At 68.3% G+C, this 17,859-nt stretch carries 16 protein-coding genes and 1 other RNA gene; 15 read left to right on the top strand and 2 right to left on the bottom strand.

Annotation, left to right across the window (positions count from 1 at the left end; translation table 11 throughout):
• Window positions 1–70: 70 nt before the first annotated feature.
• The gene (gene rsmI, locus FKV23_RS13375; RefSeq protein ID WP_141624296.1) at window positions 71–886 is read left to right on the top strand and encodes a 16S rRNA (cytidine(1402)-2'-O)-methyltransferase; all 816 of its coding nucleotides are present in this window, start codon (window positions 71–73) and stop codon (window positions 884–886) included.
• 144 nt (window positions 887–1,030) lie between these two features.
• Window positions 1,031–1,393: RNase P RNA component class A (gene rnpB / locus FKV23_RS13370), an RNA gene on the top strand.
• A gap of 337 nt (window positions 1,394–1,730) precedes the next feature.
• On the opposite strand, the gene FKV23_RS13365 is transcribed toward rnpB, so the two are convergent.
• Both FKV23_RS13365 and FKV23_RS13360 read right to left on the bottom strand, forming a co-directional pair.
• Complete coding sequence (locus tag FKV23_RS13365) at window positions 1,731–2,123, bottom strand: VOC family protein (RefSeq protein ID WP_208543169.1); 393 nt, start codon at window positions 2,121–2,123, stop codon at window positions 1,731–1,733.
• A 26-nt stretch (window positions 2,124–2,149) separates the two neighbouring features.
• Window positions 2,150–2,797 carry an RNA polymerase sigma factor gene (locus tag FKV23_RS13360; protein ID WP_141624295.1) on the bottom strand — a complete coding sequence of 216 codons (648 nt, stop codon included), beginning with the start codon at window positions 2,795–2,797 and terminating at the stop codon, window positions 2,150–2,152.
• A gap of 423 nt (window positions 2,798–3,220) precedes the next feature.
• Here FKV23_RS13360 and mraZ point away from each other — a divergent pair, with 423 nt between their 5' ends.
• The 13 genes from mraZ to ftsA are packed head-to-tail and all read left to right on the top strand — an operon-like array spanning window position 3,221 to window position 17,784.
• A complete protein-coding gene (mraZ, locus tag FKV23_RS13355; protein ID WP_141624294.1) occupies window positions 3,221–3,667 on the top strand; it encodes a division/cell wall cluster transcriptional repressor MraZ in 447 nt (148 codons plus the stop codon).
• Between the two features lie 11 nt (window positions 3,668–3,678).
• Entirely contained in the window at window positions 3,679–4,701 is a 1,023-nt protein-coding gene (gene rsmH / locus FKV23_RS13350; protein ID WP_141624293.1) for a 16S rRNA (cytosine(1402)-N(4))-methyltransferase RsmH, read from the top strand.
• Window positions 4,698–4,964 (top strand): cell division protein FtsL, encoded by a 267-nt coding sequence (gene ftsL / locus FKV23_RS13345; RefSeq protein ID WP_141624292.1) that lies wholly within the window; start codon window positions 4,698–4,700, stop codon window positions 4,962–4,964. Before rsmH ends, ftsL begins: the two co-directional genes overlap by 4 nt.
• A 35-nt stretch (window positions 4,965–4,999) precedes the next feature.
• Entirely contained in the window at window positions 5,000–6,823 is a 1,824-nt protein-coding gene (locus FKV23_RS13340; RefSeq protein ID WP_141624291.1) for a peptidoglycan D,D-transpeptidase FtsI family protein, read from the top strand.
• A gap of 20 nt (window positions 6,824–6,843) precedes the next feature.
• Window positions 6,844–8,319 (top strand): UDP-N-acetylmuramoyl-L-alanyl-D-glutamate--2,6-diaminopimelate ligase, encoded by a 1,476-nt coding sequence (locus tag FKV23_RS13335; protein WP_141624290.1) that lies wholly within the window; start codon window positions 6,844–6,846, stop codon window positions 8,317–8,319.
• Entirely contained in the window at window positions 8,316–9,728 is a 1,413-nt protein-coding gene (locus FKV23_RS13330) for a UDP-N-acetylmuramoyl-tripeptide--D-alanyl-D-alanine ligase (RefSeq protein ID WP_141624289.1), read from the top strand. Before FKV23_RS13335 ends, FKV23_RS13330 begins: the two co-directional genes overlap by 4 nt.
• Window positions 9,718–10,803, top strand: coding sequence for a phospho-N-acetylmuramoyl-pentapeptide-transferase (gene mraY / locus FKV23_RS13325; RefSeq protein WP_141624288.1), 1,086 nt, complete (start codon window positions 9,718–9,720; stop codon window positions 10,801–10,803). The genes FKV23_RS13330 and mraY overlap by 11 nt, the downstream gene beginning before the upstream one ends.
• Window positions 10,803–12,149 (top strand): putative lipid II flippase FtsW, encoded by a 1,347-nt coding sequence (gene ftsW, locus FKV23_RS13320; RefSeq protein ID WP_141624287.1) that lies wholly within the window; start codon window positions 10,803–10,805, stop codon window positions 12,147–12,149. The genes mraY and ftsW overlap by 1 nt, the downstream gene beginning before the upstream one ends.
• Window positions 12,146–13,261 (top strand): undecaprenyldiphospho-muramoylpentapeptide beta-N-acetylglucosaminyltransferase, encoded by a 1,116-nt coding sequence (murG, locus tag FKV23_RS13315; RefSeq protein ID WP_141624286.1) that lies wholly within the window; start codon window positions 12,146–12,148, stop codon window positions 13,259–13,261. Before ftsW ends, murG begins: the two co-directional genes overlap by 4 nt.
• Entirely contained in the window at window positions 13,258–14,706 is a 1,449-nt protein-coding gene (gene murC / locus FKV23_RS13310; RefSeq protein ID WP_141624285.1) for a UDP-N-acetylmuramate--L-alanine ligase, read from the top strand. Before murG ends, murC begins: the two co-directional genes overlap by 4 nt.
• Window positions 14,703–15,686, top strand: a complete 984-nt coding sequence (locus FKV23_RS13305; RefSeq protein WP_141624284.1) for a D-alanine--D-alanine ligase — start codon at window positions 14,703–14,705, stop codon at window positions 15,684–15,686. The genes murC and FKV23_RS13305 overlap by 4 nt, the downstream gene beginning before the upstream one ends.
• On the top strand, window positions 15,683–16,537 hold the full coding sequence (locus tag FKV23_RS13300; protein WP_141624283.1) for a cell division protein FtsQ/DivIB: 855 nt from the start codon (window positions 15,683–15,685) through the stop codon (window positions 16,535–16,537). The genes FKV23_RS13305 and FKV23_RS13300 overlap by 4 nt, the downstream gene beginning before the upstream one ends.
• Entirely contained in the window at window positions 16,534–17,784 is a 1,251-nt protein-coding gene (gene ftsA, locus FKV23_RS13295; protein WP_141624282.1) for a cell division protein FtsA, read from the top strand. The genes FKV23_RS13300 and ftsA overlap by 4 nt, the downstream gene beginning before the upstream one ends.
• Window positions 17,785–17,859: the final 75 nt, after the last annotated feature.

The raw sequence follows: 17,859 nt of genomic DNA, 5'->3' as shown, positions 1-17,859 counted from the left end.
CGCGGTGTCATTTCGGGAAGCGGGTACGATTCTAACCACGCCTTGCCTGAATCCACGCGTCGGATACTCAATGTCTGCAACCCTGTACATCGTCGCCACCCCGATCGGCCACCTCGGCGACATGAGTCCGCGCGCGCTCGACACCCTGCGCGGGGCGGCGGCGGTGTGCGCCGAGGACACCCGGCATACCCGCCAGTTGCTGGCCCATTTCGGCATCGAGCGCCCGCTGCTGGCGCTGCATCAGCACAACGAGGATGCGCAGGTCGCGCAGTTGGTCCAGCGTCTGCTGGCGGGCGAGTCGCTGGCACTGGTGTCCGATGCCGGCACCCCGCTGGTCAGCGATCCGGGCTTCCGGCTGGTCCGCGCCGCGCGCGCGGCCGGCATCCCGGTGTCGCCGGTGCCGGGCGCCTGCGCGGCCATCGCGGCCTTGAGTGTGGCCGGGCTGGCCTCGGACCGGTTCGCCTTTGAAGGCTTCCTGCCGGCCAAGGCTGGCGCCCGTCGCGAGCGCCTGGCCCGGCTCGCTTCCGAGCCGCGCACGCTGATCTTCTACGAGTCCGCGCACCGGATCGAGGAGTCGCTGGCCGACATGGTCACCGCATTCGGTACCGATCGCCCGGCGGTGCTGGCGCGCGAACTGACCAAGCTGTTCGAGACCGTGCTCGACGGCAGTCTGGGTGAATTGCGCGAGCGCGTTGCCGCCGATCCCAACCAGCGCAAGGGCGAGTTCGTGCTGATCGTCGAGGGGGCCGGCGACGATGCCGACGCCAAGATCATCGAAGGCCGCCGCCTGTACGCCAAGCTGGCCGAACACCTGCCGCCCTCGACCGCGGCCAAACTCGCCGCTGAACTCAGCGGTGCGCCCAGGAAGGCTTTGTACGGCGGGTGAGCGCGACTGCTGACGGTTATGCGTGGGGGCGCGACCGGGGGATTGGGGGCAAAAGCCCGAGCCTGAGGTTTGCGCAGCAAACTTTGGGAGTTTCATCGGCGTGTGCGCCGATGAAACTGGCAGAACCGGTACAATGTTCGCGGCGGAGTCGGCCAGGCAGTCGCGTCACCCCTTGTTCGCAGGGTGGTGCCGAGGAAAGTCCGGGCTCCACAGGGCACGGTGCCAGGTAACGCCTGGGCGGCGCGAGCCGACGGAAAGTGCAACAGAGAGCAGACCGCCGAACGGCGTCGCAAGACGTGCGTGGCAAGGGTGAAACGGTGCGGTAAGAGCGCACCGCGAGTCTGGCAACAGACCGGCACGGCAAACCCCACCGGGAGCAAGACCAAATAGGGAGACAATGCCGCGGCCCGCGGTGTCTCCGGGTAGGTTGCTTGAGCGTATCGGCGACGATGCGCCTAGAGGAATGACTGTCCACGACAGAACCCGGCTTACAGGCCGGCTCCGCCCTTATCCCCCATGCTCCAGCGCACAAAGTGCGCTGGAGCATGGGGGATAAGGGCTACGCCGTTCGCGCTCCGCGCGAAACCGGCGGATGCTTTGCATCCACCGGCCCGGCGCCATGCTTCCAATCCCCCGCTCACGCCTGCGGCGTTCGCCGCCCCCTTACCAAGGGGTGCAACTTCATTGGCGCATGCGCCAATGAAGCTCCCAAAGTTTGCTACGCAAACCTTGGGCCCCGGGCTTTTGCCTCCAATCCCCCGCTCACGCCTGCGGCGTTCGCCGCCCCCTTACCAAGGGGGCTGTCTTCTGCTTCGTCACGCCACTTTCGTCAGGTTGCCGGAACCTACCTGCGTCGCGGCGAGCCCGGTGGCTGGTACAGGCTGAGCGTGTTGCGGTCCGGGTCGACGAAGTCGAGGGTCAGGCCGCCGTCGGGGGCTTCGCTGACCGGAACCACGATCTCCACGCCGCGCTCGGCCAGGCGGTCGGCGTAGTCGTCGATGCCGCCTTCAAGTTCGAATACCACCACCGGCGAGTCGCCGGCCTTCGCTTCGGCGACGATGAACACCAGTGACACGGTGGCGGTGTCGCAGGTGGCGAACGGACCGTCGTGGCCGTCGATGGTCTGCACCGGCAGGCCGAGGGTGCGGCCGTAGAACTCGATCGTGCGGGTGAGGTCGGCGACGAGGAAGACAATGGTGGTGATCCGGCAACGAGCCAGCATTTCCGTGTTCGACATTTCGGGTCTCCTTTGTGTGTGCCCGGCTATTTGTTGCCGTGACTGCCGGAAGTGTGAGCGCCATCGAGGGGGCGGAGATCGCGGACCACCAGCAGGTGGCCGTCATGGTCGTGGGTTCCGAGGCCGGCGCCGGCCCGCATCGCCGCCTTGAGTGCGCGTCGCAGCAGGCCGAATTCGAGCTCGACGCTGCGCGCCGGGTCGCGCAGGTAGGCCAGTGCGACCTGTTCGGCGCGGGTGGCCGGGGGCAGGCTGCGCAGGCCGCGGCGGATCGAGCTCAGGCGCTGCCTGAATGCCGTCGCTGTCAAGCCCAGCAACCAGCGGATTTCGTCGGCGGACAGGCCGTGCACGGCCAGTACCGCGACCCGGCGCGCGGCGGGCGGCAGGCCGGCGAGGGTGGAGCGCAGGGTGGCTGTTGTGGCGGCAGTGGCGAGGGCGTCCTGGGTGGCAGTGCCGGTGCCCGGGTCGGCTTGCAGTTCGCGCCGCCGCCGTCGGCCGGCGCCGCGGGCCTGCATCGCGGCCAGTTTGCGCAGTACCCCTTGCAGCCAGGGCATGTCCGAGCGCCCGGCTTCGAGTGCGGCCACGAGCGTGTCCTGGACCAGGTCTTCGGCCTCGGCGGCGGTTGGGGTCAGCCGGCGCGCGCGGGTATGCAGTTGCCGATAGGTGGCGGGGTCCATGGCTCAACTGTAGATGCTGCTGCGGGGTGATGGCAGTGCTGTCCAGGCATCGACTATCGACTGGCCCGGAACGATAAGGGCGGGAAATCGGCGCGGTTTGCTGCGATGCACCAGTTATTCCGATCAACGAGCCTGAACGGTTCTTCACGCCGACCGGTAAAGCGCCCAGTCTCAAAAAATGAGACTAAACAACACTTAGTGGATAAGTCTTGAACAAGTCTCTGAAGTCTCGCTTAAGCCATTGATGCGCTTAGTGAAATCTGCCCATGAAAGTTGTTGACAACCCTGTGGGGGCTGCCTAATGTGGACTTCTGAGGGAAAACCGGGTTTTTTGTGGTTTTCCGTGGCCGGATTCGCCTGGGTTGGGCGTTTCCAAACGAGAGGCAGACCCGCCCGCAGAGGCGGGCTTCCAGCAGGTGACCCATGTTCCAGGGCGAGACCGCCATCACGATCGACGACAAGGGCCGGCTGGCGGTGCCCACCGCCTACCGCGACCAGGTCGCGTCCGCGTGCGGCAATCGGCTGGTGATCACCTACAACCCGTTCGAATCCGGCTCCCTGTACCTGTACCCCCATGCGACCTGGGAACGCGTGCGCGATCAGGTCAATGCCCTGCCCAAGGTCAAGAAGGTCAACCGCAACCTGCAGCTCAAGCTGGTTGGCGCGGCCACGTTCGTCGAGCTCGACGGCAACGGCCGAATCACTGTGCCGGCCAGTCATCGCGCCGCGGTCGGCATCGAGCGCAAGGCAGTGCTGCTGGGCATGGGCGACAAGTTCGAACTGTGGAGCGAGCAGGCGCATCACGCGCAGATCCAGCAGACGGTGTCTGACGAGGATCTGAGCGACGAACTGCTCGACTTGCAGCTATGACAGGGGGTGGCATGGAGCGCGCAGTAGCGCCATCCGGCCACCTCCCCGTGATGTACGCACAGGTGCTGGAGGGCCTGCGCGTGATCGGGGATGGAACCTACCTGGACGGCACGTTCGGGCGCGGCGGTCATGCGCGCGGGGTGCTGGCGAAACTCGGCCCCGGAGGCCGGTTGCTGCTGATGGACAAGGATCCCGAAGCGATTGCCGTGGCCGAACGCGAGTTCGGGGCGGACCCGCGCGTGTCGATCTTCCGCGGCAGCTTCGCCGCACTGGGCGGCTGGGACGCGACTTCGGCCGGCCTCGACGGCGTGCTGCTCGATCTCGGCGTGTCCTCGCCACAGCTCGACGTGGCCGAGCGCGGCTTCAGTTTCGGCAAGGACGGCCCACTCGACATGCGCATGGACCCGGATACCGGCGAGAGCGCGGCCGAATGGCTGGCCCGTGCCGACGAGCGCGAGATCGCCGATGTGCTGTGGACCTACGGCGAGGAGCGGATGAGCCGCCGGATCGCGCGTGCGATCGTCGCCGGGCGCGGGGAGAATCCGCTGACCCGCACCGCCCAGCTGGCCGAGTTGATCGCCAGGGCGATGCCGCGTGGCGACGCGAAGATTCATCCGGCCACCCGCAGCTTCCAGGCGATCCGCATCCACATCAATCGCGAGCTGGCCGACCTTGAGGCCGGGCTCGACGGCGCGCTGGCCCGGCTCAGGCCCGGCGGGCGGCTGGCGGTGATCAGCTTCCACTCGCTGGAGGACCGCATCGTCAAGCGCTTCATCGCCCGTCACGCCAAGGCGCCGCCGGCCAACCGGCGGATGCCGGTCGAAGTCGCGTTCACGCCGACGCTGCGTGCGATCGGTTCGGCGATCAAGGCCGATGACGAGGAAATCGCGTCCAATCCGCGTGCCCGCAGCGCCGTGCTGCGCGTGGCCGAGAAACTCGGTTCAGGGGATGGAGAGCAGGGCGCGGCGGCCGCCGGGTCGCGAGGCCCCGTTGCCGGCTCTCCGTCCCCGGTCTCGAAAGGAGGCCGGGCATGACCGCGCGTCTGGTCCTCGCGGTGCTGATCGTGGCGAACCTGGCGACCGCGCTGGCGGTGATCTACGCACGCCACCAGCACCGCCAGCTGTTCGTGCAGCTGACCCGGCTGGAAAAGGCGCGCGACGAGCTCGATATCGAATTCGGCCGCCTGCAGCTGGAGCAGGCGACCTGGGCCGAGAGCAACCGCATCGACCAGGTTGCCCGTGACCGGCTCGGCATGAAGTTTCCGGAAGGAAGCGAAATCGTGGTGGTGCGTCCGTGAGCCCGCGCCGCCGCCCCGGTTCGAACCTTCGCGACATGCGCGACTCTCTGGTCGAGCGTGCAGGCGACCTGTTGCGCGGTCGGCAGGGGCCGGGCAAGCCGCGCAGCCGCGCCCGCTACAACCCGCGCAACCGGTTGCTGCTGGTCGGTGGGGTGCTCGGGCTGTGCTCGATCGCCCTGGTCGCGCGCGCGTTCACCCTGCAGGTGGTCAACAGCGACTTCTACATCCGCCAGGGCGATGAGCGGATCCTGCGTGAGATCGCGATCCCGACCTCGCGCGGCATGATCACCGATCGCAACGGCGAGCCGCTGGCGGTGTCGACTCCGGTCGAGTCGATCTGGGGCAATCCGAAGGAATTGCTCGAAGTGCCCGACCGCGTCCCAGAGTTGGCCGCGCTGCTCGACGTGCCGGCCGACGAGCTGACCCGCAAGCTCAGCCAGCGCGCCACGCGCGAATTCATGTACCTGCGCCGCCGGATCAATCCCGACCAGGCGCGCGAGATCCTGTCGCACAACATCCCGGGGGTGTACTCGCAGCGCGAGTTCCGCCGCTTCTACCCGCAGGGCGAGGCGCTGGCACATGTGCTCGGCTTCACCAATGTCGACGATCGCGGCCAGGAAGGGTTGGAACTGGCCTTCGACGAATGGCTCAGCGGCCAGCCGGGCAGCAAGCGGGTGATCCGCGACAGCCGCGGCCGTATCGTCGAGAACGTCGAGCTGATCGAGGCCGCGCAGCCGGGCCACGAGCTGGTGCTGACCCTCGACCGCCGGATCCAGTACCTGACCTTCCGCGAGCTGCGCGCGACCCTGCAGCGCACCGGCGCCAGCAGCGGCTCGGCGGTGGTGCTGGACGTGGCCACCGGCGAGATCCTGGCGATGGCCAACCTGCCCACCTACAACCCCAACGCGCTCGGCAACCAGCCGACCGATGCGCGTCGCAACCGTGCGGTCACCGACGTGATCGAGCCTGGTTCGACGATGAAACCGCTGACCGTGGCCGCGGCGCTGGAGGCCGGCGTGATCACGCCGAAGACCGTGATCGACACCAGCCCGGGCTGGATGCCGAACGGCCGTTTCCGCACCAGCGATTTTCGTAACTACGGCGTACTCGACACCACCGGGGTGATCACCAAGAGCTCGAACGTCGGCGTGTCCAAGATCGTCCATCGAATGGGCGACCGGCCGTTCTACGACTTCCTGAGTCGCATGGGCTACGGCCGCAGCACCAGGAGCGGCTTCCCCGGCGAATCCTCGGGCGTGCTGCCGGAGCCGGCGCACTGGAGTGGCACTCACAAGCAGACCATGTCCTACGGCTATGCCCTGTCGGCGACGCCGCTGCAGATCGCGGTTGCCTACGCGACGCTGGCCAATGGCGGCAAGCGGGTCACACCGACCTTCGTCAAGGGCCAACACGGCAAGCCCGAGCAGGTGCTCGACCCGCGCATCGCGCGCGAGGTGCTGCAGATGATGCAGACCGTGACCGAGCCCGGCGGCACCGCCACCCAGGCCGCGATCCTCGGCTACCACGTGGCCGGCAAGACCGGTACCGCACGCAAGTTCAACAGCAGTGGCGGCTATTCGCGGCGCTACATCTCGTTCTTCGCCGGCGTGGTGCCGGTCGACAACCCGCGCTTCTCTATGGTGGTGGTGATCGACGATCCGGACCCGGGCAAGGGCTATTACGGTGGCTTTGTGTCGGCGCCGATGTTCAAGACCGTGATGGACGGTGCGCTGCGGCTGATGGATGTGCCGCCCGACGACATCGAAACCTGGCTCGCCGTGCAGGCGGCCGAGGAGTCCAAGCAGCGCAAGTCCGAAGGCGGTGCGGTGGCCGCGGCCGGACGGGGAGGTGCCCGATGACGGCCGCTCCGAAACGTTCAATGCGCCTTGCCGAACTGTTGCCTGATGTCGCCGGCATCCCGCTGGGTCTGCGCGTCAGCGGACTGGTGATGGACAGCCGCGAACTCGAGCCGGGCGACGCCTTCGTCGCCATCGGTGGCTTTGGCACCCACGGCCTGAAGTTCGTCGACGAGGTGCGCGCGAAGGGCGCCGCCGCGATCCTGTTCGAACCGCCAGCGCCTGGCGACGTCGTGCCCGACGACATCCGGGCGCCCGCCGATGCGATCCCGGTCCCAGGCCTGCGTGCGCGATTGGGTGCGATGGGCGACCAGTTCCATGATCGCCCCAGCGCGGCCATGACCGTGGTCGGCGTGACCGGCACCAATGGCAAGACCTCGACCGTGCAGCTGCTGGCGCAGGCCTGGTCGCTGCTCGGTACGACCGCGGCCACCATCGGCACCCTTGGCGCGGGTCTGTATGGCGAGGCGGTCGCGACCGGCTTCACCACGCCGCTGGTGCTGCGCCTGCATCGGTTGATTGCCGAACTGCATGAAGCCGGTGCCGAGGCGCTGGCGATGGAGGTCAGCTCGCACGCGCTCGACCAGGGCCGTGCCGATGGCGTCCATTTCGACGTTGGCGTGTTCACCAACCTCACCCGGGACCATCTCGACTACCACGGTGACATGCAGAGCTATGGCGCGGCCAAGGCCCGGCTGTTCGCCTGGCCGGGATTGAAGGCGGCGGTGGTCAATGTCGACGACGCGTTCGGCCGTGAACTGGCCGCCACGCTGCACGACGGCCCACGCTGCATCACCTGCAGTTCGCGCGGCGATGGCGGCGCGGCGGTGCAGGCTCGCAAGCTGCGCCTGGATGGGCGCGGCATCCTGTTCGAACTGGACATCGAAGGTGAATCGCACCCGGTGATGTCGCCCCTGATCGGCCGTTTCAACGTCGACAACCTGCTGGCGGTGGCCGGCACGCTGCATGCGCTGGACGAGCCGCCGTCGCAGATCGCCCGCATTCTGTCGCAGTTGCAGCCGATCCATGGCCGCATGAACCGCCTCGGCGGCGATGGCGTGCATCCGCTGGTGGTCATCGACTACGCGCACACGCCCGACGCGCTGGAGCAGGCGCTGGGGTCGGTGCGCGCGCATGCGGCGGCGAAAGTGGTGTGCGTGTTCGGCTGCGGCGGTGAGCGCGACCGCGGCAAACGCCCGCAGATGGCGGCGATCGCCGAGCGCCTGGCCGACAGCGTGATCGTCACCGACGACAACCCGCGCGGCGAGGACGGCGATGCGATCGTGGCCGACATCATGGCCGGTTTCAACGCGCCGGAACGGGTTGTGGTGGCACGCGACCGCCGTGCCGCGATCGTGCGTGCGGTCGGCGAGGCCGGCCCCGACGACATCGTGCTGATCGCCGGCAAGGGTCACGAGCCGTATCAGGAGATCGACGGCATCCGCCACCCGTTCGACGACACAGCGGCCGCGCGCGCGGTGCTGGAGGTGGGCGAATGAGGCCGCTGCAGCTGTCCGAAGTCGCGCGCATGACCGGCGGCCGCCTGGTCGACAGGCATGCCGGTGAAGACCGCACGATCGATGCCGTCGCCACCGACACCCGCGCGTTGCCCGCCGGCAAGGCGGCGCTGTTCGTCGCGATCAGGGGCGAGCGCTTCGATGGCCACGATCACGTTGCCACCGCGGCTGCGGCCGGTGATCGTGGAGCGGGCATGGCCGCGGCGCTGGTCTCGCGCGAACTCGACTGCGCGCTGCCGCAGATTGTCGTCGCCGATACCGAGCGTGCCCTGGCCGACCTGGCCGCGGCGATGCAGAAGCAGCGCTCCGGCAAGGTCATCGCGATCACCGGCAGCAACGGCAAGACCAGCGTCAAGGCGCTGCTGGCCACGATCCTGCAACGGGTTGCGATCACCTGGGCCACGCCCGGCAATCGCAACAACGAGATCGGCATGCCGCTGGCCGTGCTCGATGCGCCGGAGGACGCGGTCTTCGCGATCTACGAGATGGGTGCCGGCAAGCCCGGTGACATCGCCTACCTGACCCGCATCGCACCGCCCGACGTGTCGGTGGTCAACAACATCGCTCCCGCGCACATGGAACGGATGGGCAGCCTGCTTGCCATCGCCGATACCAAGGCCGCGATCTACGATGCGTTGCCAGCCGACGGCGTCGCGGTGATCAATGCCGATGATGCGTTCGGCCCGTTCTTCGCCGAGCGAGCCCACGGCAGCCGGATCATCCGCTTTGGCCTGGAACACAGCGCCGACGTGACCGCGCGCGACATCCACCTGCATGCGGAAGGTTCGCGTTTCGTTCTGGTTGCGCCGGAAGGCGAGGCCAAGGTCGAGTTGTCGATGCCCGGCCGCCACAACGTCGCCAATGCATTGGCGGCGGCTTCACTGGCGCTGGGGGCCGGCATCGGTTTGGACGCCATCGTCGGCGGGCTGGGCGATGCGCGCCCGGTGCCGGGGCGACTGGTCACGCACCGGTTGACGAACGGCGCGCTGGTCGTTGACGACAGTTACAACGCCAACCCGGGCTCCGCCGCAACCGCGATCGACACGCTGGCGTCGATGGGGGGCGAGGGCTGGCTGGTGCTCGGCGACATGCGCGAGATCGGCGCCGACGCCAAGGCCATGCATGCCGAGGTCGGACGCCGTGCCCGCGCTGCCGGCATCCGTCGCCTGTTCGCCATCGGGCCGCTCAGTGCCGAGGCAGCAAACGCCTTTGGCGAGGGTGCGGAGGTATTCGAAAGCCACGACGCCATGGCCGCCGCACTGCGCGCCGGGCTCGCCGACGGTGTGCGTGTGTTGATCAAGGGGTCGCGCGGCAGCGCGATGGACAAAGTCGTGAATGCCTTGCTTGCGCAGGGGCGAAACACTGTGGAGGAAAGCACGCATGCTGCTTGAACTCGCCCGCTGGCTGCAGGGACTGGAGAACTTCTTCGGCCTGTTCGGCTACCTGACCTTCCGCGGCATTCTCGCCGCGCTGACCTCGCTTGCGCTGTCGCTGTGGTGGGGGCCGACAGTGATCCGCCGGCTGGCCCAGCTCAAGGGCGGCCAGCCGATCCGCAAGGACGGCCCGGAGTCGCATTTCTCCAAGGCCGGCACGCCGACCATGGGCGGTGCGCTGATCCTGATCACCGTGCTCGCCTCGGTGTTGCTGTGGGGCGATCTGCGCAACAAATATGTGTGGCTGGTGCTGGCGGTGATGGTCGCATTCGGCTGGATCGGCTGGTGGGACGACTGGATCAAGATCGTCAAGCGCGACCCCAACGGCATGAAGTCGCGCTGGAAGTACCTGCTGCAGTCGCTGTTCGGGCTCGGCGCCGGCCTGTTCCTGTTCCTGTACGCGGACGTGCCCGCAGCCACCACGTTCTACGTGCCGTTCTTCAAGTCGATCGCGCTGCCGCTGGCCGGGATCGGCTTCGTCGCGATCGCCTACTTCTGGATCGTCGGCTTCTCCAACGCGGTCAACCTGACCGACGGCCTCGACGGCCTGGCGATCATGCCGACAGTGCTGGTTGCATGCGCGCTGGGCGTGTTCGCCTACGCCTCCGGCCATGCCGAGTTCTCGCAGTACCTGCAGATCCCGCGGGTGCCGGGCGCCGGCGAACTGGTGATCATCTGCGCCGCGATCGCAGGCGCCGGGCTCGGCTTCCTGTGGTTCAACACCTACCCGGCGATGGTGTTCATGGGCGATATCGGCGCGCTCGCGCTGGGCGCGGTGCTCGGCGCCATCGCGGTGATCGTGCGCCAGGAACTGGTGCTGGTGGTGATGGGCGGCATCTTCGTGATCGAGACGCTGTCGGTGATGATCCAGGTCGCCTCGTTCAAGCTGACCGGCAAACGCGTGTTCCGGATGGCGCCGATCCACCACCACTTCGAGCTGAAGGGGTGGCCGGAGCCGCGCGTGATCGTCCGCTTCTGGATCATCTCGGTGATCCTGGTCCTGATCGGCCTGGCGACGTTGAAGGTGCGCTGATGGACGACCACGCCACCCGCGCCGCTGCCGCCCGCACTGGGGCCACCCGCACAAGCGGCGGCCAGGCCACACGCATCGACGATATCCGCGGTCGTTTCGACCGGTGGATCGCCGGTACCGTGCTTGCGCTGGCCGCGCTCGGCGTGGTGATGGTCGCTTCCAGCTCGATCTACCAGGACAGCAATCCCTACCACTACTTCGGTCGCCACCTGGTGTTCCTTGCCGGTGGCGCGGTGCTGATGGCGCTGGCGATGCGCACCGAGCTCAAAACGGTGGAGCGCTACAACCACCTGCTGCTGCTGGGCTGCTTCGTGCTGCTGGTTCTGGTGTTCGTGCCCGGGCTCGGGGTCAGCGTCAAGGGCGCGAACCGCTGGATCAACCTGGGCGTGTCCGGTTTCCAGGTGGTGGAGGCGGTCAAGGTCTGCTTCATCATCTGGCTGGCCAGTTACCTGGTCCGGTTCCGCGACGAGGTCAACGCGACCTGGCCGGCGATGCTCAAGCCGCTGGGCGTGGCGGCGGCCCTGGTCGTGCTGCTGCTGTTGCAGCCGGACTTCGGCTCGTCCTCGCTGCTGCTGGCGATCACTGCCGGCATGCTGGTGCTGGGCGGCGTCAACATGCCGCGCATGTTCGGGCCGGTGCTGGTCGCGTTGCCGCTGCTGGCCTTCGTCGCCGTGCTCGAGCCGTACCGCATGCGCCGCCTGACCTCGTTCATGGACCCGTGGGCAGATCCGTTCGGCAGCGGTTACCAGCTGACCAATGCGTTGATGGCGGCCGGCCGCGGCGAATGGTTCGGGGTTGGCCTGGGCGGTTCGATCCAGAAGCTCTACTACCTGCCCGAGGCGCATACGGATTTCATTCTCGCGGTGATCGCCGAGGAGCTGGGCTTCGTCGGTGTCTGCATGGTGATCGGGCTGTTTTCCCTGCTGGTCGGACGCGCGTTGTGGATCGGTCTGAAGTGCGTCGAGATGCGCCGTCATTTCGCCGGCTATCTGGCCTTCGGCATTGCACTGTGGATCGCGCTGCAGAGTTTCGTCTCGATCGGCGTCAACCTCGGCCTGCTTCCCACCAAGGGCCTGACTCTGCCGCTGGTTTCCTCCGGCGGGTCCAGTGTGCTGATGACCTGTCTGGGCATGGGTCTGCTGCTGCGGATCTCGTACGAACTCGAGCGCGCGCAGCGCCAGGTCGCGCGTTTGCGGGGCGATGAGGTAGCTGTCGCAGCGAGTGGCCCTGCGCCAGCGACCGCGGCGCCATTGCCGGTCGCCGCCATGCGTGCCGGCGAAGGTATCTCGCGCGGCACCAACCGCCTGCGCCAGCGGGTCGAACCCACATTGGGGAGGGCCGGATGACGGCATCGGCCGCCAGCATGAATGCTCCGGCCCCGGTGATGATCCTCGCCGGCGGTACCGGCGGGCACATCTTCCCGGGCTTGGCCGTGGCCCGTGCGCTACGTGCGCGCGGCGTACCGGTGCGCTGGATGGGCGCCGAAGGGGCGATGGAAACCCGGCTGGTGCCGCAGCACGACATCGCCATCGACACCATCCCGGTGCGCGCGATCCGCGGCAAGGGACTGACCACCAAGTTCGCCGCGCCATGGCGGCTGCTCAAGACGGTGCGTGCGGCGCGTGCCCTGCTGTTGCGGACGCGACCGCGTGCGGTGATCAGCTTCGGCGGTTTCGCCGCAGGCCCGGGTGGGCTGGCCGCGCGCCTGCTTGGCATTCCGCTCATCGTGCATGAGCAGAACCGCGCCCCCGGCCTGACCAACCGCGTACTGGTACGGCTGGCCGACCGCGTGATGACCGGATTCCCCGATACCTTCCCCGGACGCAACGAGCAGGTTGTAGGCAATCCCGTGCGCGAGGAGATCGCCGCGATGCCGCCACCCGGGGTCCGCTACGAAGACCGTACCGGCCCACTGCGCCTGCTGGTGCTGGGGGGCAGCCAGGGTGCGCGCGCGCTCAACGAGGCGGTGCCAAGGGCGCTGGCAATGCTGCGCCACGACGTGTCCTTCGAGGTCCGTCACCAATGCGGCGAGAAGCTGCGTACCGAGGCCGAGCAGGCTTATGCCGATGCGCAGGTGCCGGCCTCGGTCGAGCCATTCATCGCCGACATGGCCGCAGCCTACGCCTGGGCCGATGTGGTGGTCTGCCGCGCCGGTGCGTTGACCCTGGCCGAGCTGTGCGCGGCTGGCGTCGCCTGCATCCTGGTGCCGTTCCCGCAGGCGGTCGACGACCACCAGACACGCAATGCCGAGTACCTGCAAGCGCGTGGCGCCGCCCAGGTGCTGCCGCAGGGCGAGACATTGCACCAGCGTATCGCCGCCACCCTCGAAATTCTCGATCAGCGCGCCGACCTGCTGCGCATGGCCGTGTGCGCGCGCGACCTGGCACGACCGGCCGCGGCTGCGGATGTCGCCGACACAGTGCTCGATCTCACGACTCAGAAGGAGCAGGCCGCATGAGCGCGACCATCCGCCGCCACCGCCTGCAGCACGACGGTGACCTTGCCAAGGCGTTCCCGCGGGTGCACTTCGTCGGCATCGGAGGCACCGGCATGAGCGGCATCGCCGAAGTGATGTGCACACTCGGCTACCAGGTGTCCGGCTCGGACACGGCCGACAGCGCGGTCACCCGCCGGCTGGCCTCGCTCGGCATTGCCGTGCACCGCCAGCATGTCGCCTCCAACGTGCTTGGCGCCGATTGCGTTGTGGTGTCCAGCGCGATCAGGTCCGACAACGCCGAACTGATGGAAGCGCGCGCGCAGCGCATTCCGGTGGTGCCGCGTGCGGAAATGCTGGCCGAGCTGATGCGCTTCAAGCGCGGTATAGCGGTCGCCGGCACCCACGGCAAGACCACGACCACCTCGCTGGCCGCCAGCGTGCTGGCCGAGGGCGGCATCGATCCGACCTTCGTGATCGGTGGTCAGCTGCTCGCCGCAGGGGCCAACGCTCGCCTCGGCAAGGGCGACTGGCTGGTCGCCGAGGCCGACGAGAGCGATGGCAGTTTCCTGCGCCTGAACCCACAGATCGCCGTGGTCACCAACATCGACGCCGACCACCTGGAGAACTACGGCGGCGAGTTCGCCCAGGTGCAGGCCGCGTTCGAGGAATTCATGCACAGGCTGCCGTTCTATGGCCTGGCCGTGCTCTGCATCGATGACCCGGAAGTCGCCGAGCTGGCGAAGAAGACTCCGCGTCACGTGATGACCTACGGCACCCACGAGGAGGCCGACGTGCGCGCCGAGGACGTGCGCCAGCAGGGCCCGAACATGCATTTCACCCTGTGCCTGCCGGATGCGACCCGCACCGAGGTCGAACTGGCGCTGCCCGGCCACCACAACGTGCTCAACGCGCTGGCCGCGGCCGCGGTCGGCTGGCAGCTGGGCGTGCAGGGCGATGCGATCGCACGCGCGCTCAAGCAGTTCGCCGGCATCGGCCGACGCTTCAACCTGCTCGCCGAGCTGGAGACGGGGAAGGGTGCACGGGTGCAACTGGTCGATGACTACGGCCACCATCCGAAGGAGCTGGAAGCGGTATTCGCCGCGGCCCGTGGCGGCTGGCCGGAACGGCGGCTGGTGGTCGCGTTCCAGCCGCATCGCTACACCCGCACCCGCGATCACTTCGACGAGTTCGCCGCCGTGCTGTCTTCGGTGGACGCGCTGGTGCTGACCGAGGTGTACCCGGCTGGCGAGGCTCCGATCGTCGGTGCCGATGCCAAGTCGCTGGCGCGCGCGATCCGTGCGCGCGGCCGCATCGATCCGGTGGTCGTGGCCGGGGCCGGCGACCTCGCCGCGCTGCTGCCCGACGTGCTGCAGGACGGCGACCTGCTGCTGGTGATGGGGGCGGGCGATATCGGTCATGCGGCCCAGCAGCTGGCGACGGAAGGTTTCGTGGGAGGTGGCGAATGACGCAGCAGTTGCCGTCGCCACGCTTCAGCGACCCGGCCGTGTTCGGCCGCGTCGCCGTACTGATGGGCGGCACCAGCGCCGAGCGCGAGGTCTCGCTCGACTCCGGGCGCAACGTGCTCGATGCACTGCTCTCGCGCGGTGTCGACGCGTTCGCCGTCGACGGCATCCCGGCCCTGGTCGACGCAGTGCGCGACGGCCACGTCGAACGCGCCAGGCGTGTGGACAGAGTGTTCAACATCCTGCACGGCGGCGATGGCGAGAACGGCGTGCTGCAGGGCCTGTGCGAGGCGCTCGGCGTGCCGTACACCGGCCCCGGGGTGCTCGGTTCGGCATTGACGCTGGACAAGATCCGCACCAAACAGGTGTGGCAGGCGGCCGGTCTGCCGACCGCGCGTTTCGCGCGAGTGCCCGCCGGAGGCGACCTGTCCGCGGCGGTGCGCGAACTGGGCCTGCCGGTGTTCGTCAAACCGTCCAGCGAGGGCTCCAGCGTTGGCGTGTTCCGGATCGTGGAAGAAGGTGACCTGGAGCCAGCGCTGGAGTTCGCGCGCGCATACCCGGGCGAACTGCTGGCCGAGCAGATGCTGACCGGCGGCGAGTTCACCGTCGGCATCCTCGGCGACGTGGCCCTGCCGTCGATCAGGATCGTGCCGGCCGGCGAGTGGTACGACTACCACGCCAAGTACATCGCCGAGGACACCCAGTACCTCTGCCCCGGCCTGGACGGCGACCAGGAGGCGGAGATCCGCGCGCTGGCGCTGGACGGATTCCGTGCCGCCGGCTGCACCGGTTGGGGCCGGGTGGACGTCATGCGCCATGCCGACGGTGGCTTGATGCTGATGGAGGTCAACACCGCCCCGGGCATGACCAGCCATTCGCTGGTGCCCAAGGCCGCCGAGCAGCTCGGTGTCGACTACGCCTCACTGTGCTGGCGGGTACTGGAACAGACCCTCGCCGGTGGCATGGGAGGTGCGCAGGCATGAGCGCGCTGCTGCGCCTGATCGGCTGGACCCTCGCGGTGGCACTGGTGGTGCTGCCGGTGGTCGCCGTGCTCAAGGGCTGGGTCGGCCAGGATCAATGGCCGCTGACCCGGTTGCGGGCGACCGGCGAGTTCGAGCGCGTCGATCCGGCCGCGCTGCAGCGGGCGCTGATGCCATATGCGAAACAGGGCTTCTTTGCGGTGAAGCTGGACGACGCACGGGCCGCGGTCGCGGCGCTGCCGTGGGTCGAGCACGCCGAGGTGCGCAAGCGTTGGCCCGACGTGCTGGAGGTGACCGTGGTCGAGCACCGCCCGTTCGCGCGCTGGGGCGAAGAACGCGTGCTGTCCGAACAGGGCCGGCTGTTCCCGTCCGAAGGCATCGAAGTGCCGGACACCCTGCCGTGGCTGGACGGGCCGGACACCCGCGTGTCCGACGTGGTCCGCTTCTACAACGAGAGTCGCAGCCTGTTCGCGCCGCTCGGCATCGCCGTGCGCCAGGTCGAACTCGATGCGCGCGGCAGCTGGAGCCTGGGCCTGGGCAACGGCGCCGTAGTGATGGTCGGCCGCAGCCAGCCCGGCGAGCGGCTGCAGCGCTTCATCCGGGTCATCCCGCAACTGGTGGCGCAGAACGGGCAGCTGCCCGTGCGCGCCGACCTCCGCTACACCAATGGCTTTTCGCTGACCTGGGCGAGTGGCGACGAGTCGGCGGACACCGACGACGCGTCCGCTGCGACCGGCGCGCGTCCGGCCCTGAATGACCGAACCGGACTGGCCGGAACCGACGCGGCAACGCGATGGACGGCATCGACTCGTCATGAGCGGACCGAACAAATTCTGCAGCAGGTAAATATATGAACCGCAAAGGCGACAAGTCGCTCATCGTCGGTCTCGACATCGGCACCTCCAAGGTGGTGGCGCTGGTGGGCGAGTACAGTCCCGACAACGGCACGGCCGGACATCCGATCGAGGTGATCGGCATCGGCTCGCATGAATCGCGCGGCCTGCGCAAGGGCGTGGTGGTCGACATCGAATCCACCGTGCAGTCGATCCAGCGCGCGATCGAGGAGGCCGAGCTGATGGCCGGTTGCGAGATCCGCTCTGTCTACGCCTCCATCTCCGGCAGCCACGTGCAATGCCGCAACTCGCAAGGCATCGCCCCGATCCGCGACGGCGAGGTCAGCCACGGCGATCTCGACCGCGTGCTGGAGGCGGCCAAGGCGGTCGCGATCCCGGCCGACCAGAAGATCCTGCACGCGATCCCGCGCGACTACGTGCTCGACGATTCGCAGGAAGGCATCCGCAATCCGGTCGGCATGACCGGCGTGAGGCTGGAGGTGCACGCCCACCTGGTGGTCTGTGCCCAGTCGGCGGCGGCCAACGTCAGCAAGTGCGTGCAGCGCTGCGGGCTGCAGGTCGACGACCTGATCCTGGGCGTGCTCGCTTCCAGCCAGGCGGTGCTGACCAGCGACGAACGCGAGCTGGGCGTGGTGCTGGTCGACATCGGCGCCGGCACCACCGATATCGCGGTGTTCGTGCAAGGCGCGATCGCGCATAGCGCGAGTCTGCCGATCGCCGGCGACAAGGTCACCGAGGACATCGCCCACATGCTGCGCACGCCGACCCCCGAGGCGGAGCAGATCAAGGTCCGCTACGCCTGCGCGCTGGCGCAGATGGCGACCGCGGAAGAAAGCATCCAGGTGCCCAGCGTCGGCGACCGTCCGCCGCGGCGCATGCCGCGCCACTCGCTGGCGCAAGCGGTGCAGGCCCGCTACGAAGAGCTGTTCGAGATGGTCCAGGCCGAGCTGCGCCGCAGCGGCTTCGAGCAGCACGTGCGTGCCGGCATGGTCCTGACCGGTGGCGCCTCGAAGATGGAAGGCGTGGTCGAACTGGCCGAGGAAATGCTGCAGATGCCGGTCCGCGTCGGCATCCCGCAGCACGTCACCGGTCTCGGCGAAGTGGTCGGCAATCCGGTCCATGCGACCGGCGTCGGCCTGCTGCTGATGGGCAGCCAGATCGAGCACCCGCGCCGGCCGGTCATCTCCACCGGTCGCGCCGGCAGCTTCTTCAACAAGTTGAAGAACTGGTATCGCGGCGAATTCTAGTTTCAGGGGCGGTCACGGCGAGGGCGCCGGGCCCGGCAGGAAGGCAGAAGGCAGTTGGCAACACCGTTTCATTCT

The sequence above is a fragment of the Lysobacter alkalisoli genome (assembly GCF_006547045.1).
GTDB lineage: Bacteria > Pseudomonadota > Gammaproteobacteria > Xanthomonadales > Xanthomonadaceae > Marilutibacter > Marilutibacter alkalisoli.
The sequence above is the reverse complement of the archived record's forward strand: the minus strand, read 5'-3'. Positions and strand labels throughout refer to the sequence as shown.

Bases quoted from the DNA above. Each gene is read 5' to 3' on its own strand.
- rsmI (WP_141624296.1), top strand. From the start codon at position 71: ATGTCTGCAACCCTGTACATCGTCGCCACCCCGATCGGCCACCTCGGC.
- FKV23_RS13365 (WP_208543169.1), bottom strand. From the start codon at position 2,123: ATGTCGAACACGGAAATGCTGGCTCGTTGCCGGATCACCACCATTGTC.
- FKV23_RS13360 (WP_141624295.1), bottom strand. From the start codon at position 2,797: ATGGACCCCGCCACCTATCGGCAACTGCATACCCGCGCGCGCCGGCTG.
- mraZ (WP_141624294.1), top strand. From the start codon at position 3,221: ATGTTCCAGGGCGAGACCGCCATCACGATCGACGACAAGGGCCGGCTG.
- rsmH (WP_141624293.1), top strand. From the start codon at position 3,679: ATGGAGCGCGCAGTAGCGCCATCCGGCCACCTCCCCGTGATGTACGCA.
- ftsL (WP_141624292.1), top strand. From the start codon at position 4,698: ATGACCGCGCGTCTGGTCCTCGCGGTGCTGATCGTGGCGAACCTGGCG.
- FKV23_RS13340 (WP_141624291.1), top strand. From the start codon at position 5,000: ATGCGCGACTCTCTGGTCGAGCGTGCAGGCGACCTGTTGCGCGGTCGG.
- FKV23_RS13335 (WP_141624290.1), top strand. From the start codon at position 6,844: ATGCGCCTTGCCGAACTGTTGCCTGATGTCGCCGGCATCCCGCTGGGT.
- FKV23_RS13330 (WP_141624289.1), top strand. From the start codon at position 8,316: ATGAGGCCGCTGCAGCTGTCCGAAGTCGCGCGCATGACCGGCGGCCGC.
- mraY (WP_141624288.1), top strand. From the start codon at position 9,718: ATGCTGCTTGAACTCGCCCGCTGGCTGCAGGGACTGGAGAACTTCTTC.
- ftsW (WP_141624287.1), top strand. From the start codon at position 10,803: ATGGACGACCACGCCACCCGCGCCGCTGCCGCCCGCACTGGGGCCACC.
- murG (WP_141624286.1), top strand. From the start codon at position 12,146: ATGACGGCATCGGCCGCCAGCATGAATGCTCCGGCCCCGGTGATGATC.
- murC (WP_141624285.1), top strand. From the start codon at position 13,258: ATGAGCGCGACCATCCGCCGCCACCGCCTGCAGCACGACGGTGACCTT.
- FKV23_RS13305 (WP_141624284.1), top strand. From the start codon at position 14,703: ATGACGCAGCAGTTGCCGTCGCCACGCTTCAGCGACCCGGCCGTGTTC.
- FKV23_RS13300 (WP_141624283.1), top strand. From the start codon at position 15,683: ATGAGCGCGCTGCTGCGCCTGATCGGCTGGACCCTCGCGGTGGCACTG.
- ftsA (WP_141624282.1), top strand. From the start codon at position 16,534: ATGAACCGCAAAGGCGACAAGTCGCTCATCGTCGGTCTCGACATCGGC.